This window comes from Actinoplanes sp. 13 (assembly GCF_056134165.1).
The window spans coordinates 140,928-156,953 of record NZ_JBVYOQ010000007.1 but is presented as its reverse complement, the minus strand read 5'-3'; the positions used below and the strand labels follow the sequence as shown (position 1 = coordinate 156,953).

Genomic DNA, 16,026 nt, shown 5'->3' with positions numbered 1-16,026 from the left:
ATGAACAAGACGACGTCCACCATTGTCCTCACCGCACTTCTGACAGCCGGGATCGCCGGATGCAGCGGCGGCGGTTCCCCCGGCTCCGCGAATCCGTCGGTCTCCGCCTCGGCGAACCGGCAGCAACTGCTCGCCCTGGCCCAGGACTGGGTCAAGTGCATGCGCGACAACGGCATGCCCAGGATGCCGGACGCGGAGGTCACCTCGGAGGGCTACCTCGCCTTCCCGCCGCGCGACGGCTACGAGTGGAAGGCCGACCTGGACAACCATCCGGGCATCATCGACAAGTGCAAGTCGTTCGAGGACCAGTACCCCCCGAACGCGTTCCGCCCGAAAGAACAGGTCTCGCCGGAAGACCTGCGCAAGCTGACCGAGTACGCCAAGTGCTTCCGTGAACACGGCGTCCCGGAATTCCCCGACCCGGACAAGGAAGGCGTCTTCGACTTCACCGGGACATCGCTGGCCAACGGCATTCCGCAAAGCAAACGGGAGGCCGCGGAGGAAGCCTGCAAGCACATCTGGGACGGCCCGATCAAGGTCACCGGCGGCGGAGACAAGAAGTGAACCGCGGACGCGCGACCGGCGCGGTTCTCGCGGTCGCCGTGACTGCCCCCCTGGTTGCCGGCCTCGCCTACGCCGCAGGGTCCGAACCGCGTGCCGCCGAGACACCGTCGGCCGAGGTGGCGACCGCCACCGCCGAGGTCACCAAGGGCACGCTCACCGAGCGGACGCAGCTCGACGGTGTGCTGGGGTACGCCGGGTCCTACACCGTCGATCACCAGGGCGCTCCGGGGGTGCTCACCGCGGCGCCTCGCCCGGGCGCCACGATCGGTCGCGGCGACGTCCTTTACCGGGTGGCCGACGGGCCCGCCCGCCTGCTGCTGGGCGCCGTCCCGGCCTATCGCGACTTCGGGTCCGGCATGAGCCCCGGCCCGGACGTGCGCCAGCTCGAGAAGAACCTGGTCGCGATGGGGTTCGACCCGTACCACCGGATCACCGTGGACCGCAGGTTCAGCGCCGCGACGGCCGCGGCGATCCGCCGGTGGGAGGCGTCCTGGGGACGGCGGCCGTGGCAGCGTACCGGGCGGCTGACCCACGGTCAGGTGGTCTTCCTGGCCGCTCCGCTGCGGGTCACCGAGGCCCAGGTCAGGGTCGGCGCCGCGGTAGGGCCCGGGACGACGGTGCTCGCCGGCACCTCGACGGCCCGGGCGGTGATCGCCCAGCTGGACACCTCCCAGCGCGGGAGCGTGCGGGTCGGCGACCAGGTCGAGGTCTCGCTGCCGGACACCGGCCCGATCACCGGCCGGGTCACCGAGGTCGGGCCGGTGGCGTCGGTGCCGGCCGGAGAGGACGACACCGATCAGCAAGGGCCGCCCGACCCGGACCTGGCGACGGTGCCGCTCACCATCGCGGTTCGGCCGCCGCAAGGCTTCGGCCTGGACCAGTCGCCGGCGGGCGTGGAGATCGTCACGGCGACCCGCCCCGACGTGCTGCTGGTTCCGATCGCCGCCCTGCTCGCCCGGCCGGGCGGCGGCTATCAGGTACGCCTGGCCGACGGGCCGATGGTCGCCGTAGAGCCGGGCGTCTTCGACGAGAGCACCGGCCGGGTCGAGATCACCGGTGGCCTCACCGTCGGCCAGCAGGTGGAGGTGCCTGCCTCATGACCGCGGTCCTGGAACTGATCGACGCGCGCAAGGTCTATCCCGGCACTCCGCCGACGGAGTCGCTGCGCGGGGTCACCCTGACCGTGCACAGCGGTGAACTCGTGGCCGTGGCCGGCCCGTCCGGCTCGGGCAAGACCACGCTGCTCAACCTCGCCGCCGGCCTGGACCGCCCGTCCGGTGGCTCGGTACGGATCACCGGCCGGCCGGTCGAGAAGCTGTCCGACCGCCGGCTCTCCGGCTTGCGCGCCCATCGCCTGGGCGTCGTCTTCCAGCAGTTCTTTCTGCTCGAACGGCTCAGCGCGGTGGAGAACGTGGCGACCGGTCTGCTCTACCGCGGGGTCCCGGCCGGTGCTCGCCGCCGGGCCGCCCGGACTGCTCTGGAGCGGGTCGGCCTGAGCGATCGGGCGGACTTCCCGGCCGCGCACCTCTCCGGCGGGGAGCGGCAGCGGGTGGCGATCGCCCGGTCGCTGGTGGGGCGGCCCGCCGTGGTGCTTGCCGACGAACCCACCGGCAACCTGGACTCGGCCACCGGGGCGGGCATCATCGCCCTGCTGACCGAACTCAACGGCGAAGGGGTGACCATCGTGGTGATCACACACGACGATCGGGTCGCGGGCGCCATGCGGCGTCAGATCGAGCTGCGCGACGGCCTGGTCGTGCGTGACAGCGGGCGTGCGTCGTGAGATCGCGGCTCCTGATCGCCGACCTGTTGCCGGTGAGCACGGTGGGGTTGCGGTCGCGGCCCGGCAGGGCGGCGCTGTCCGTGCTCGGGGTGGCGATCGGCATCGCGGCGATGGTTGCCGTGCTCGGCGTCACCCGGTCCAGCCAGTCCGACGTACTGGCCCGCATCGACCGGCTCGGCACCAACCTGCTCACCGTCGCGAACGGCAAGACGATCGGCGGCGAGGAGGCCGAGCTGCCGGTCACCGCGGGCACCGCTGTGGCGCGTACCGATGGGGTGCTCGCCTCGGCGGCCACCGCGACGCTGGACGTGCCCGTCTACCGCAACGATCGCATCCCGTCCGGTCACACCGGGGGGCTGTCGGTGCGGGTCGCCGACCCGCACCTGCTCGACACGCTCGACGGCACGCTGGTGGACGGCCGTTTCCTGGACGCGGCACTGACCCGCTACCCGGCGGTGGTGCTCGGGCATTACGCCGCCACCGTGCTGGGCATCCGCGACGTCACCGGCCTTCCCCGGATCTACCTCGGCGATCACTGGTACACCGTGGTGGGCGTCCTGGCGCCGGTCGAACTCGCGCCCGAGCTGGACACGTCGGCGCTGATCGGCGGTCCGGCGGCGGCCGCTCATTTCGCCTATGCGGGCAGTCCGACGAGGATCTTCGTGCGAGCGCGGACCGAGCGCACGGACGAGGTGGCCGGGCTGCTGAGCCGGGCCGCGAATCCGGCCCACCCCGAGGAGGTCGCGGTGAGCCGGCCCTCGGAAGCGCTCACCGCCCGCCTCGCCGTCACCGGCGGCACCACCGTCCTGCTGCTCGGCCTGGGCGCGGTCGCTCTGCTGGTCGGCGGGATCGGCATCGCGAACGTGCTGGTCATCTCGGTGCTGGAACGGCGTGGCGAGATCGGGTTGCGCCGCGCGCTGGGTGCCACGCGGCGGCATGTGGCGGCCCAGTTCCTGGTGGAGTCGCTGCTGCTGGGCGCGGCCGGGGGGATGGCCGGGGTGCTGCTGGGCGCCGCGGTGACCTATGCGCTGGCCACGGCCCGTGGCTGGCAGACGCTGGTGCCCGCGTCCGCGGTGGGTGCGGCTCTGGCGTTGGCCGTGGTGATCGGCGGCTTCGCCGGCCTCTATCCGGCCATGCGTGCCGCCCGGCTCTCACCCACCGAGGCGCTACGCGCGATGTGACCCGTCACGGGCCCGGTCTGTGACGTAGCGGCATCGGATACCGGATGTCCACACCTCAGGTGCGGTGTGCACCGGCCGATCTCACGGGGAGATGCACGCAGGCCGACGAGAGGCACCAGTGGCGGAGATGATCACCGAACCGGACGTTTCATCGTCAGGCGCGGCGTACGACCTTGAGATGCCGACGCTGGCGACCGCCCGGGCGGCCCTGACGAGCTACTACGGTCCGCACGCTGAGGACGTCTGGCAGACCCTGCTGTTCAGTTCCGGGCTGACCGGGCAGGAAACCGGCAGCGCGGCTTTCGGCAGGCTCATCTCCTGCATGCAGGCCGCCGCACCGATGACCCGGCTGTGCGCCCGTAGCCTCGCGGTACGCGCCGCGGCATACGAACGCCTCGTGAAGCGGCACGAAAGGAACGGGACACCGGCATGAACGTCCACCCGAACCGTTATGAGGTCCTTGCCGGCATCGACCTCGACGACCCACAGTTGCGCCGGCGTCTGGACGACATCGCCCGGCGTACTGCTGAGCGGCTAGGCCAGCCGATCGCCCTGGTCAGTATGGTGCTCGACACCTCGCAGGTCTTCCCCGGCTCGTACGGGCTGACAGGATGGCTGGACGAGCTGGCCGGCACCCCGATCGAGTGGTCGTTCTGCGTCAACGCCGTCAACTCCGGAACCGCGTACGTCGTACCGGACGCCAGCGTCGACGCACAGCAGTCGGCCAACCCGCTGGTGACCGTCGACGGCGTGCGGAGCTACGCCGGTGTCCCGATCGTGGTCGACGGAGCGATCCTGGGCGCGCACTGCGTTCTCGGCACCGACCCTCGCCCGTTCAGCGACGCGGACCTCGCCGAGCTGCGCAACGGCGCCGAGGAGATCAGCCAACTGCTGCGATCGTTCCCCGTACCGGACCCGGTCCGGTAGAGCTGGACGCGACCTGCCCGGCTCACGCCACGTCGGGCCGGGTCATCAGCGGCGCTCGCAGGTGCAGCGCCAGGTCGGGTCCGGTCAGCGGCACGGTGCTCCAGGTCGCGGTGGCCGTGTCGCCGTCGACCGCCAGCCGCACCTGGTGCGGGGTGGTGATGACGAACAGCTCGGCGACGAAGGTGTCGCCCTGCCACGCACCGGACGCGACAACCGGCCGGCCGAGGGGGGAGCTCTCCCGCCACCGGCCGTGCCCGATCTCGATGTCGCCGATCGACTCACAGCGCAGCCGCCACCCGCCGCCGGACGGCTCCACCAGCACCGCGGAGCCCGCCGGTAGCGCCGAGTCAGCGGCGGCCGAGACCGTCGCCCGCGCCGAGCGGCCCGGCTCGGCCGATCCCGCCACCAGCGGGAACGACAGCTGCCGCAGCCGGTCGGCGAGCATCTCATCGTCCCGCACGTTTGCGGGGTGGTCGATGCCGGGCGCCAGGAACTTCCCGATCGCGTGGGGCGTGGCCGGCGGCTGCGGGCTGTGGCTGGTCACGACCACGACGAGGTCCAGCGACGGGATCACCACGCAGTGCTGGCCGAAGGCGCCGTCGGCGTAGAAGCCGTGCTCCGAGATCCAGAACTGGTATCCGTAGCCGCGCGCCGAGTCCTCCTCGACCGGCGCGATGTCCGAGTGCGCCCGGGTGGCGAGATCCACCCACTCGGACGGGACCAACTGCTGGTCTCCCCATCGGCCGCCGCGCAGCAGCAGCTCACCGAAGGCGGCGACGGCCTCGGTCGTGAGGTGCAGGCCGTGGAAGCCGAACACCTTGCCGCTGGCCACCCGATCCCATTCGGCGTGATCGATCCCCATCGGCCGGAGGAGTCGTTCGTCGAGCAGGTCCCGCAGATCCCGGCCGGTGACCCGCTCGACCATGCGGGCCAGCAGGAAGGTGGTCGCGTTGTCGTAGACGAACCGGGTCCCCGCCACCTCGGGGAACGGCCCCCGCAGGAAGCCCTTGACGAGGTCGTCCGGCTCCCGCTCCCAGGCCTCGGCGAGGCTGTCCGTGCCGCGCCCGACCGTCATCGACAGCAGGTGGTGCACCGTGATGCGGCGGCCCTGCTCGGAGATGTCGTCCGGCACCTGGTCGGGCAACACGTCGACCACCCGATCGTCCAGCGAGAGCAGCCCGTCCGTCACGGCCAGCCCCACGGCGATCGAGGTGAACGATTTGGTCACCGAGTAGAGCAGGGTCGGGCGATCAGCCGAGTACGGCGTCCACCAGCCCTCCGCGACGACGTGCCCATGGCGTACGACCATGATCGAATGACCCTCGACGGCGCGTTCCCCGAACCAGTCCAGCAGCGCGCCGATCGAGCGTGACGACATTCCCTGGGCGGCCGGAGTCGATCGTGGCAACATCCGCGCACGCTAACAACTGCACCTTCGGCAGTCGCCCCGTTTTCGGCGCCGGTTCGCTTGACAGGCAAGTCACCGCTTGCCTATAAAGGTCTCGTGGACGAGGAAGCCGACCTGTTCAAGGCGCTCAGCGACGCGACCCGCCGCACCATCCTGGACGAGTTGACCGAGCACGACGGCCAGACACTGTTCGAGATCTGCGGCCGCCTCACCATGAAGCACGGTCTGGCCTCCTCCCGCCAGGCCATCTCGCAGCACCTGGCGGCGCTCGAACAGGCCGGCCTGGTGCACACCCGGCGGCAGGGCCGATACAAGTTCCATCACCTCGACACCAGCCCACTGCGCGCGATCGTCGAGCGGTGGCCCATCGACCGAGAGGACCCCAACCCATGATCAGCGTCAAGCTCACCAGCGTGTGGGTGGACGACCAGGCCAAGGCCCTGGCGTTCTACACCGAGAAGCTCGGCTTCATCAAGAAGACCGACGTGCCCACCGGCGACGCGCGCTGGCTGACTGTGGTGTCCCCCGCCGACCCGGACGGGATCGAGCTCCTGCTGGAGCCGGCCGGCCACCCGGCGACCAAGCCGCTCAAGGACGCCCTGGTCGCCGACGGCATACCGTTCACCCAGTTCGCGGTCGACGACATCTACGCCGAGACCGAGCGCCTCAAGGAACTGGGCGTCACCTTCACCCAGGACCCGATCGACTACGGCCCGGTGGTGACCGCCGTCTTCGACGACACCTGCGGCAACCTCATTCAGCTCGCCGCGATGAAGTAACCCGGTCACCCGACGAGGCGTCATTCACGATCTGTGGGGTACGCCCCGGCCATGACCGCACAACCGCAGGAACACACCAGCGACGACGACGTCACGGCCGACCAGGGGGACGCGCCGGTGCTGCCGGCCGGCGACGACGTGCGCGTCGGGCCCGATCAGTCCGACGAGCCCGAGGCCGGCGCGACGGAGCCGACCGACTGACCTCCCCGTCGAGTCGCGGTGTGCCAGGTCGCTCGATCGTGCGGTCGCCGCTTGTCGGGTGTCTCCCACGGGACGAAGATGGACTTCAGCCGACTGACGAGCTGAAGGTCTTCTCATGGCTTATGCGGTTGACGTCGAGATCACAGCACAGGGCACCGTCCGACTCGCCCTCACCGGATCCTTGATCCTGGTCCGGCACGATGAGGCGCTGGCGCAACTCGATCCGGCGCTGAAGGCGGATCGGAGCACGAACGTCCTGGTCGACCTCGGCGGAACCACGTCGATGGACTCATCGGGCATCGCCCTGCTGTTGCTGGTGCGACGCCGGGCCCGGCGGGCCGGCAAGGCCTTCAGCGTGGTGGGCGTCCAGCCCGAGGTGATGAGGCATCTGTACCTGGCGGGCTTGACCCTGTTGCTCGGACTGGAGCCGTCGGACGACGTCCGCCGTCCGAGCGCCGAAGAGCGGCCTGCAGCCCCGCCCGAGAGTCGACGCGCACCGGTCGAGGTCCTCGACGAGCGATTCGACACCACCAGCATCGCGACGATCCGGGCGCAACTGTCCCGTTACGCCGCCGCGAACGGCATCTCCGACCAGGCTCAATACAAGTTGCTGCTCGCGGCATCCGAGGTCATGGCCAACTCGGTACAGCACGGTGGGGGCTCCGGCCGGATCACGGTCACTCGCCTGGGTGACCGTCTGCTGCTGGAGGTCAGCGACAACGGCCGTGGCATCCCCCGGCGTTACCTCGGCGAACGCCCACCGCCACGGCCCGGGCGCATCGGCACCCTCGGCCTGTGGATGACACGCCAGGTGTGCGAGCGGGTCGACATCGACACCGGACCCGGCGGTACGACGGTGCGGCTGACCTTCGCGGTGTCCACCGCCGGAGGGGGACCGGACCCGGACCCGCCATCGTGAACGGCATCGTGTCGCAGCACGCTCAACAGGAGCTGCTTCTGAAGGCGTACCGGAACCTGGGTCGATCGTTGACCCTGCACCGCAACGCCACTGCCGCGGTGCGCCTGGCCGTACCGGCGCTGGCCGCAACGGCGATGCTGGTCCTCGCCTTCGACCGGAAGCGAGTGCAGTGGTGGACGGCACGGGAAGGTGACCCGGACCGACATGACAACGGGGCCGCGGCCGACCTTCCCGGCTGGATGCGGGCCGACCTCGACCGTCCGGAGAGCACCCGGGTGCTACCGATGCCGTCAGGTCGGCGGTCTCTGCCGGACGGCACGGAGCACGCCGGCCACGGGGCGGTCGTACGGTTGGCGTGTTCCTACCAGTGCCAGGGCGTCCTGGTCCTGCTGCGCGACACCGACCAGGCGGCGTTCACCGAAGACGATCGATTCCTGGCGGCAGAGTTCGGCGCCGTCGTCGGCCGCGCGGTGACCGCGGCTCTCCTCTACCAGGACCAGGCCCAGGTCGCCGACACGCTGCGGGCGGCGTTGCTGCCCGCTCCGATGCCGCACGTCGCAGGCGTCGAGCTGGCGGCCGTGTACCGACCGGCACGCGAGGCCCTCCGTATCGGCGGCGACATGGTTCACGTCGAGCGGCTCGCGAGCGGCGGCGCGTTCTTCGTTCTGGGCGACGTCTGCGGCAAGGGCATCGAAGCGGCAGTGGCGGGAAACCGATTGCGGCAGTCCCTCCAGGTGTTGAGCCGGATCACCGAGCAGCCCCTCGACATGCTGACCTTGCTGAACGACGCGACCTTCGATCCCGACGCCGCAGCAGCAACCCAGTTCGCCACGCTGCTCCTGGGCGTCGTCGAGGCGATGCCGCACGGCGGCGCCCGGCTGCGCCTGGCCGGTGGCGGTCACCCGCCACCACTGGTGGTCCGCCGCGCCGGCATGGTGAACGCGGTCCATGTCGGCGGCATGATGCTCGGCGTGGACCATCCGGCGACGTTCGCCGAGGCGGCGATCTCGCTCGCGCCCGGAGACACCTGCGTGCTCTACACCGACGGGGTGATCGATGCCGAGGGCGGCCCGCGAGGGCGGGCATTCGGACTGGAACGCCTGGTCACGCTGGTGGCCGAGTACGCCGACATGCCGGCCGCCCTGGTGGCGGAACGGATCGAACAGCGCACCGGCGACTGGCTGGCCATGGCCGACCACGACGACCTCGCGGCCCTGATCATCCGGGCACCTCACCGGCGTTGATCCGGCGTGCAGGGTTGACCCTGACGCAGCGTCAACCCTGCACGCTGGATCCGTTGCGGGACGGAACGGAGACGCCATGATCGGTAAGACCTCGACCTCGTACTGGACCGGCATGGTGCCGGTGGACGACACGGCACTGGCCGTCACCGATTCAGGTGGCTCCGGGACGCCGGTGATCTACCTCAACGGCCAGTTCGCGACCCAGGGCTACTGGCGGCGGGTCATCGCCGAACTCGGGCCGGACTGGCGGCACATCACCTACGACGAGCGGGCCCGTGGGCTCAGGTCCCGGCGGTCCGCGGACTACTCGTTCGAGGCCGCCGTCCGCGATGTCGATGCCGTGCTCGACGCCCGCGGTGTCGACCGGGCGCTGGTGGTCGGTTGGTCGTACGGGGCCTTCGTCGCCGCACACCGGGCGAGCCGCCACCCGGACCGGACGATCGGCGCTGTGCTGGTCGATGGAGCGCAGCCGCACGACTGGCTCACGGACGAGATGGAGCAAGGGATCCGGAGGGTCTTCCGTCGCCTGCATTGGCTGACGGTGCCACTGCGCGTAACGGGGCTCACGCCGCGAATGACCGCGCTGGAGATGGCCGAATGCAACATCGAAGTCGGCAAGCTGGCGCGTGAACGGCAACTCGGTCCGGTGATGGACAGCATCACCGTCCCGACCCGGTACGTCCTCGCATCCGGAACGTCGTTCGGCAGCAGAGGGGACGGACAGGAGAAGATCCGCGCCGCCGTGCCCGCGGTGGCCGAGCGCAACCCCCACATCTCGATTCACGCCAAGGTCGCGAGCAATCACGGCGCGATCCTCCGCAAGGACTTCCGCGCGATCGCCGAGGCGGTCCGCGGCGTCGCCGGTTGAGGCAGTCTGGGACCCATGCTCACGATCAGCCAACTGGCCTCCTATGCCGGGGTGACGGTGCGAACAGTCCGGCACTATCACCAGATCGGCCTGCTCGCCGAGCCCGAACGCGACCACTCCGGCTACCGCAGCTACGACACAGCCGCCGTCGTGCGGCTGATCCGGATCCGCGTGCTGGCGGATGCGGGCGTGCCCCTCGCTCGAGTGCAGCAACTTCTGGTCGCCGGCCCTGACGAGTTCGCCCGAGCTGTCGAGGAGATCGGCAAAGCCTTGAGCGCCGACATCCGCCGCCTCCAGAGCAACCGCAGGCGGATCGCCAAACTCGCCGCCGGCGATCACCTGGCTCTTCCCCAGATCGTCCTGGACTACCTGGACCGGCTACGGGGGCTCGGCGTCGGCGAGGCCTACATCGAGCTCGAACGGGACGTCTGGATCATGCTCGCCGCGCAGGCTCCGCTCAGCATCGACTCCGTGGTCGCCGAGAAGAACCGCCATCTGGACGAGGACCCGGACATGACGCGGCTCTATCGACTCCTCGGCTCCGCGCCGAACTGGTCGCCGGAGGATCCGCGAATCGTCGAACTCGCCGACCTCGTCGAGGACCTCCGCATCCGCGCTGTCCGCAGCGGTGAGCTGGAGATCGGCGGCCCCGATCAGGGGGATCCGCTCACGGCCCTGCTGGACGCGGCCATGTCCGAGTCCGCACCGGTCGCTCGACGGCTGCTGGCGATCCTCGAACAACGCGGGTGGCGTGGCTGGACGCGGCTGGAACGAGTCCCCGACGGACGGATCTCCACTTCGTCCTCTCGAAGAGTCACGGGCGCCACGCAAGAAAGCTTGACCCGCGGCCCGGCCACGGAAAACTGAACCCGGCACACAGGTGGAGCCACTTCGGAGCGGGCGATTCTGGCGGTCGTCGCGACACTGCGAGTGAGCGACTACGAGGCTGAACTCAGCGATGCCGCCGCAGCGACTCCAGCGGCGGACCACCGACATCTGCGTCGGACCCCCGGATCACGGCACATCAGTGCGCCACAAATCGGCCGCCACTCCCCGGCTCGATGACGGCGACGGTCAGCACGATTGGCAATCCTTGTCCAGCTGGCCGAGGAGCAGCACAACGACGCGATGTTCAGCAGGCCGGGCCGGGACCGGGTGGTCGCTGACGAACATGGCAACTTCGTAGCCGGAGTGCATGTCGCGCACAACCGGCCGTTGGATCCGGCGACCTATCGGCGGCCGAGGAGTACGCGTCGCCGTCCCGGGCCGTGGCCGCCGGAGCGACCCGGGCCCTCTAGGGCACGCCGCGGCCCTCGAGTTGTTTCTTCACATCTCCGGGCACCCGCACACCGCGAGCACGCAGATCGACGATGAAGCGGGCAGCGAGTGGGTCGGGCTCCCCCGGTGTCACCGCGACCAGCTGGCGGGCCCATCGGGGCGAGAAGGAGCGGACCACGCCTGGGAAGCCGGCGCTGACGGCACTGACCGGAGTTATCGCGATGCCGAGTCCGGCCGCCGCGAGCTGAGGTGCGGCGGAGGTTACCGACGTCCTCAGCACCGGCTTCAGGCGAAGTCCGGCTGCGCTGAGCGACCGATCGAGCCAGCTGCTCAAGCCGTTGTCCGGCGCGAAGTGCACCAACTCAGCACCGTCGAGCTCGGGAAGTGCAACCGAGCTCCGCTCCGCCAACCGATGTCCCTTCGGCGCCGTCAGCACAATTTCCTCCTCAGCGAGAACCGTGGAGGTGTACCGGCCGTCCACCGGACCGGGTAGCACCCATAGGTCGGCCTCCTCGCCGGCGATGGATGTCAACAGGCCGTCCGGCACGACCGCCTCCCTGATGCCGATCACCACGTGCGGGTGGTGCTGGTGCCAGGCGCGGATCACCGGGGCGAGCAACGGCACGGTCAGGCTTTGCGCGCAGACCAGGCGCAGCGATCCGCCCTTCGCCTCACCCGTGGCGCGGGCCGAGCGCACCGCTGACGCGGCCGCGTCGATGGCTCGCCGAGCGTCCGCGACGGCCGCGCGACCGGCCGGGGTGAGCGAGACGCCACGCGATTCCCGGCGCAGCAGAGGTGTACGGGTCTCGCGCTCCAGCGCGGCGATCTGCTGGGACACCGCCGGCTGCGACGAGTGCAACAGCCGGGCCGCCTCCGTGATCGAGCCGGTGTCCGCGACCGCCACCAGACACTCCAGCGCACGCAGTGTAGCCATTCGCAAATCTTATCGGAGGCCCCCGAAAGGCAGATTCTTCTGAGGGAAGCAATGCGGGTGGCCGATTGCTGGAACAGGCGGAAATCATCACGAACGAGGAGTACGACATGGCACAGGCTTTCATCACGGGCGGTTCCGGCTTCATCGGCCGGAGACTGGTCGAGCGCCTGCTGGCCGAGGGGCACGCAGTCAAGGTTCTGGTCCGCAGCGCCGCGTCCGCCGATGTCGTGACCGCGCTGGGCGCCCAGCCGGTGCACGGCGAGCTGACCGATCCCGATACCTGGCGCGCCGCCGTCGAGGGCAGCGAGGTGCTGTTCCACCTGGCTGCGGAGACCGACATCACGGCTGAGCGGGAGCGGCAGGAACTGGTCACGGTGGGCGGCACCCGGGCCGCCCTGCAAGCAGCCCAGCAGGCCGGGGTGGCCCGTTTCGTGCACTGCGGCAGCGAATCCGCCCTTCTGGCCGGTGAGCCGCTCGTCGATGTCGACGAGAACGCGCCGTTGCGACCGGATTCGGAAGCCGCGTACTGCGCGACGAAAGCAGAAGCCGAGGCGTTGGTGCTGGCCGCGAACGCGCCGGGCTTCGCCACCGTGTCGATCCGGCCGCGGTTCGTGTGGGGACCCGAGAGCTCTCTGGTCGAAGGTCTCGTCCAGGCGGCCCGCAACGGCGAGTTCGCCTGGATCGAGGGTGGCCGGCACACCACCGACGTCACGTTCGTCGACAACGCGGTCGAAGGCCTCATCCGGGGATGGCTGCGCGGCCGGCCGGGTCAGGCGTACTTCGTCACCGATCAGCACCGCGTGACCCTCCGCGAGTTCCTCGAGGAGAACTTCGCGATCTACGGAGTCGACGCCACGATTCCCGACATGGACGCCGGCACCGCTGCCCGCGTGATCCCGGTTCCGGCGCGCTGGTTCCTGGAGCAGACCTGCACGTTGCGCACCGACAAGGCCGTCGCCGAGCTCGGTTATCGGGCAATCGTCACGCAGGCCGAAGGCCTGGACGCCGTGCGAGACACGGTCACCCGCGCCGCCTGAACGACGACAGCGCCCTCGCCGCGTTCGCGCCGATCTCGCCGGCTGGCGTCGACCAGGAGGGCCGGCAGACGGGCGCGAACGCGGCCCGCCCGCTGCTGGACCGCATCGGCCGGCGCGACCGGCGCACCGCCCAGGTCAAGCTGTCACCCACCCTGATCGTCCGCCGCACCACCGCGGCCGTCGACACGGCGTAGCCCTGCCGAAGCGTCAGGCAGACCGCTGCGCGGTGTTGCCGCCGCGGAGGCGGTCCAACTCGGCGAGGTACATCGCCTGCATGCGGTCATAGTGCCGGACCAGCAGCGCGACGTCCTCGACGCTGTAGCCCTCGATGAGCCGCTCCGCCCGCTCGGCGAACCGCTCGTACGGCCGCTCCAGCTCGGCGATCCGCTCCGGCCGCAGGGCGACGATCACCCGCCGCCGGTCCCCCGGATCACGTTCGGCCGTGACGTAACCGGCCTCCTGGAGCCGGCGGAGCATGCTGGTCACGGCACCGGTGGTGAGGTTGGTGCGCTCGGCGACCTGCCCGGCGGTGGCGGATCCGACGTCCGCCAGGAAGTCCAGGCACTCCAGGTCGCTCACGGTGAGACCCAGCCGGTCCGCGACGGCGTACCGGAACACCATGGACAGCCGCGAGGCCTCCCGCCCGGCGCGCATGAGGTCGGCGATCGCGGAGGCACGGGCCGGCTCGTCGGACATGCCCGCAATCATGCCTCCGGCACGGTGACCCGGTGAAGCCGAGGTAGCACGCGGGTCAGCACCCAGTGCGGCGCGGCCGCGCCCCCGGTGAGGCGGCGCATCAACCCGGCGGCGGTGTCGACGGCGCGGAAGGCGTAGGGCACCATCTCGTCCTGGTATGCGGCGATCGCCTCCTCCACCGGCGTGCCGCCCGCGTGGGCCTCGACGAGCCGGTGGCCGAGCAGGGCGGCGTCGCGGAGCGCGGTGTTGCCGCCGTGCGCGCCGAACGGCGGCATGACGTGCACGGCGTCGCCCATCATCGTCGCCCGGGGCACCGCCCACTGTCGGGGGCGCCGGCCGGTGGCGAAGAGGTTGAGGACCGTGGCGTCCAGCTCGGCCGTGTCGACCAGCCGCCGGACGAGCGGGTGGAAGTCCGCGCTCATCCGGGCGGCCAGATCCCGCAGCGCCAGCAGGTTCCCGCGGACGCCGGCGGGCACCTCTTCCTGCCGGAGCAGCAGCCCCCACATGACGTAGTCGTCGCCGGTGGGGGCGTAGCTGCCCGGGGCCAGGCGCGCGAACGCCTCCCGCGGCCTCTCGCCGAACCGCATGGAGGTGAAGAAGAAGGCGCGGCCCGGCCGGTCGGCGATGGCCAGGACCCCGCTGGTGCGCAGGGCGTCGGGGATGACGCTCTCGCCGTTGCGCCGCAGGGGTGACCGGCCGTAGATGCCCGCCATCGGGGTGTTCGCCGGGTCCGCGTCCGGTACGAGCTGGGCGCGCAGCGCCGAGCCGACGCCGTCCGCACCCACGACGACGGTCGCCGCGACAGCCCCGCCGTCGGTGAACCGCAGCCGCAGCCCGGTCGCGCCGCCGCTGTCCACCGCGGCGGCGGCCTTGCCGTAGTGGATGCGCCCGTCCAGTCCGGACATCAGGATCGACCGCAGGGTCAGCCGGTCGACCTGGCGAGTCGCGTGCGGCTCGTCCTTGAAGGCGATGGTGAAGGCGTCCCGCAGCCGGCTGTCGGTGAAGCGCAGGTGTCCGCCGGGCTCGTCGCCGGTGGCCAGCGCCAGGCGGTACAGCGGGCGGGACAGGCTCGCACGCAGCGCTTCGAGGCCGTACCGATCGAGAATGATCCGGTAGCCCTGCTGGCGGACGAAGGGGCCGGGGTCCCGCTCATAGACGTGCACGTCGATGCCGGATCGCATCAGATATTGGGCGAGACAGAGGCCGGAGAGGCCGGCGCCGGCGATCGCCACCGAGAAGTCGGTCGATATGCCCATGCGATTATCTTAACGACTAAGATGATTGAGGCAAGGTCGCCGGCACACTCTCGGGGCCCCATTCGTGCCCTCCTGAGCCGCTACAGTGCCTGTGTCCGAATCTTCCAACGTCGATAAGGGGACACCGTGACCGGGCCTGACGCCACGCCTTCGGTGATCGACTCTTCGGTGCCGCATCCGGCCCGCCGCTACGACTACTGGCTGGGAGGCAAGGACAACTTCGCCGCCGACCGGGAATCCGCCGACGCGATCGAGGCGAAGTTCCCGGGAATGCGCGCCGGTATCCGCGCCAACCGCGCGGTACTGCGCCGGATGACGGAGTTCCTGGCAGCCGAGGCCGGCCTCCGGCAGTTCCTGGACATCGGCACCGGCCTGCCGACCGCGGACAACACGCACGAGGTGGCGCAGCGGATCGCCCCGCAGAGCCGTGTGCTGTACGTCGACAACGACCCTCTGGTCATGTCCCACGCCCGGGCCCTGCTGACCAGCAGCCCTGAGGGCGCCACCGACTACATCGAGGCCGACCTGCGCAAGCCGGAGGCGATCCTGGCCGCGGCACGGGAGCGGCAGGCGCTGGACCTCTCCGAGCCGGTGGCGTTGATGCTGATCGCCGTGCTGCACTTCATCCCGCCGGGCTCCGGGCAGGCCCAGGAGATCGTGCGCACCCTGGTCGACGAGCTGCCATCCGGCAGCTATCTGGCGGCGACCCACTTCACCGTCGACTTCATGCCGCCCGAGGAGCAGACCCGCTACCAGAAACTGCTCGACGCCGGCGTCAGCGACATCTGGCCTCGTGACCGGGCCGCGTTCGCCGCCCTGTTCGACGGCCTGGAACTGGTCGACCCCGGCATCGAACTGATCAGCCGGTGGCGGCCCGACGTGCAGGCCGACGACACCGACCCCAGTCGCATCAGCATCTGGGGTGCGGTGGCCCGCAAACCCTGAACCGTC

Annotated in this window: 19 protein-coding genes; 15 read left to right on the top strand and 4 right to left on the bottom strand. The window is 70.6% G+C overall.

All coding sequences use genetic code 11. The features are described from left to right. The 6 genes from AC0NH5_RS17175 to AC0NH5_RS17150 all read left to right on the top strand — a co-directional run bounded on the left by AC0NH5_RS17175 (position 1) and on the right by AC0NH5_RS17150 (position 4,455). On the top strand, positions 1–564 hold the full coding sequence (locus AC0NH5_RS17175; RefSeq protein WP_474404729.1) for a hypothetical protein: 564 nt from the start codon (positions 1–3) through the stop codon (positions 562–564). Beyond that, positions 561–1,664: a hypothetical protein gene (locus tag AC0NH5_RS17170; protein ID WP_474404727.1), complete on the top strand. Its 1,104-nt coding sequence runs from the start codon at positions 561–563 to the stop codon at positions 1,662–1,664. The genes AC0NH5_RS17175 and AC0NH5_RS17170 overlap by 4 nt, the downstream gene beginning before the upstream one ends. After that, on the top strand, positions 1,661–2,347 hold the full coding sequence (locus tag AC0NH5_RS17165; protein WP_474404725.1) for an ABC transporter ATP-binding protein: 687 nt from the start codon (positions 1,661–1,663) through the stop codon (positions 2,345–2,347). Before AC0NH5_RS17170 ends, AC0NH5_RS17165 begins: the two co-directional genes overlap by 4 nt. Next, positions 2,344–3,528, top strand: a complete 1,185-nt coding sequence (locus AC0NH5_RS17160) for an ABC transporter permease (RefSeq protein ID WP_474404724.1) — start codon at positions 2,344–2,346, stop codon at positions 3,526–3,528. The genes AC0NH5_RS17165 and AC0NH5_RS17160 overlap by 4 nt, the downstream gene beginning before the upstream one ends. 127 nt (positions 3,529–3,655) lie before the next feature. Next, complete coding sequence (locus tag AC0NH5_RS17155) at positions 3,656–3,961, top strand: hypothetical protein (protein ID WP_474404723.1); 306 nt, start codon at positions 3,656–3,658, stop codon at positions 3,959–3,961. After that, positions 3,958–4,455 (top strand): GAF domain-containing protein, encoded by a 498-nt coding sequence (locus AC0NH5_RS17150; protein WP_474404721.1) that lies wholly within the window; start codon positions 3,958–3,960, stop codon positions 4,453–4,455. Before AC0NH5_RS17155 ends, AC0NH5_RS17150 begins: the two co-directional genes overlap by 4 nt. A gap of 22 nt (positions 4,456–4,477) precedes the next feature. Here the strand turns inward: AC0NH5_RS17150 and AC0NH5_RS17145 are convergent, their stop codons facing one another. Continuing rightward, positions 4,478–5,866 carry a serine hydrolase domain-containing protein gene (locus tag AC0NH5_RS17145; RefSeq protein WP_474404719.1) on the bottom strand — a complete coding sequence of 463 codons (1,389 nt, stop codon included), beginning with the start codon at positions 5,864–5,866 and terminating at the stop codon, positions 4,478–4,480. Between the two features lie 93 nt (positions 5,867–5,959). On the opposite strand from AC0NH5_RS17145, the gene AC0NH5_RS17140 reads away from it, so the two are divergent. The 7 genes from AC0NH5_RS17140 to AC0NH5_RS17110 all read left to right on the top strand — a co-directional run bounded on the left by AC0NH5_RS17140 (position 5,960) and on the right by AC0NH5_RS17110 (position 10,741). Then, positions 5,960–6,256, top strand: coding sequence for an ArsR/SmtB family transcription factor (locus AC0NH5_RS17140; RefSeq protein WP_474404716.1), 297 nt, complete (start codon positions 5,960–5,962; stop codon positions 6,254–6,256). After that, on the top strand, positions 6,253–6,642 hold the full coding sequence (locus AC0NH5_RS17135; RefSeq protein ID WP_474404714.1) for a VOC family protein: 390 nt from the start codon (positions 6,253–6,255) through the stop codon (positions 6,640–6,642). The genes AC0NH5_RS17140 and AC0NH5_RS17135 overlap by 4 nt, the downstream gene beginning before the upstream one ends. A gap of 51 nt (positions 6,643–6,693) precedes the next feature. Beyond that, on the top strand, positions 6,694–6,843 hold the full coding sequence (locus AC0NH5_RS17130) for a hypothetical protein (protein ID WP_474404712.1): 150 nt from the start codon (positions 6,694–6,696) through the stop codon (positions 6,841–6,843). 115 nt (positions 6,844–6,958) lie between these two features. Beyond that, positions 6,959–7,762: an ATP-binding protein gene (locus AC0NH5_RS17125; protein WP_474404710.1), complete on the top strand. Its 804-nt coding sequence runs from the start codon at positions 6,959–6,961 to the stop codon at positions 7,760–7,762. Then, positions 7,759–9,006, top strand: a complete 1,248-nt coding sequence (locus tag AC0NH5_RS17120) for a PP2C family protein-serine/threonine phosphatase (protein WP_474404708.1) — start codon at positions 7,759–7,761, stop codon at positions 9,004–9,006. Before AC0NH5_RS17125 ends, AC0NH5_RS17120 begins: the two co-directional genes overlap by 4 nt. 76 nt (positions 9,007–9,082) lie before the next feature. Beyond that, a complete protein-coding gene (locus AC0NH5_RS17115) occupies positions 9,083–9,874 on the top strand; it encodes an alpha/beta fold hydrolase (RefSeq protein ID WP_474404706.1) in 792 nt (263 codons plus the stop codon). A gap of 15 nt (positions 9,875–9,889) precedes the next feature. Further along, the gene (locus AC0NH5_RS17110) at positions 9,890–10,741 is read left to right on the top strand and encodes a helix-turn-helix domain-containing protein (RefSeq protein ID WP_474404704.1); all 852 of its coding nucleotides are present in this window, start codon (positions 9,890–9,892) and stop codon (positions 10,739–10,741) included. A gap of 427 nt (positions 10,742–11,168) precedes the next feature. Here the strand turns inward: AC0NH5_RS17110 and AC0NH5_RS17105 are convergent, their stop codons facing one another. Then, positions 11,169–12,086: a LysR family transcriptional regulator gene (locus AC0NH5_RS17105; RefSeq protein ID WP_474404702.1), complete on the bottom strand. Its 918-nt coding sequence runs from the start codon at positions 12,084–12,086 to the stop codon at positions 11,169–11,171. Between the two features lie 107 nt (positions 12,087–12,193). Here AC0NH5_RS17105 and AC0NH5_RS17100 point away from each other — a divergent pair, with 107 nt between their 5' ends. Continuing rightward, the gene (locus AC0NH5_RS17100) at positions 12,194–13,123 is read left to right on the top strand and encodes an NAD-dependent epimerase/dehydratase family protein (RefSeq protein ID WP_474404700.1); all 930 of its coding nucleotides are present in this window, start codon (positions 12,194–12,196) and stop codon (positions 13,121–13,123) included. Between the two features lie 207 nt (positions 13,124–13,330). Here the strand turns inward: AC0NH5_RS17100 and AC0NH5_RS17095 are convergent, their stop codons facing one another. Next, entirely contained in the window at positions 13,331–13,819 is a 489-nt protein-coding gene (locus AC0NH5_RS17095) for a MarR family winged helix-turn-helix transcriptional regulator (RefSeq protein ID WP_474404698.1), read from the bottom strand. A gap of 8 nt (positions 13,820–13,827) precedes the next feature. Beyond that, complete coding sequence (locus AC0NH5_RS17090) at positions 13,828–15,075, bottom strand: FAD-dependent oxidoreductase (RefSeq protein WP_474404696.1); 1,248 nt, start codon at positions 15,073–15,075, stop codon at positions 13,828–13,830. Between the two features lie 126 nt (positions 15,076–15,201). Here AC0NH5_RS17090 and AC0NH5_RS17085 point away from each other — a divergent pair, with 126 nt between their 5' ends. Continuing rightward, positions 15,202–16,020 (top strand): SAM-dependent methyltransferase, encoded by an 819-nt coding sequence (locus AC0NH5_RS17085; RefSeq protein ID WP_474404694.1) that lies wholly within the window; start codon positions 15,202–15,204, stop codon positions 16,018–16,020. The last annotated feature ends 6 nt before the right edge of the window (positions 16,021–16,026 follow it).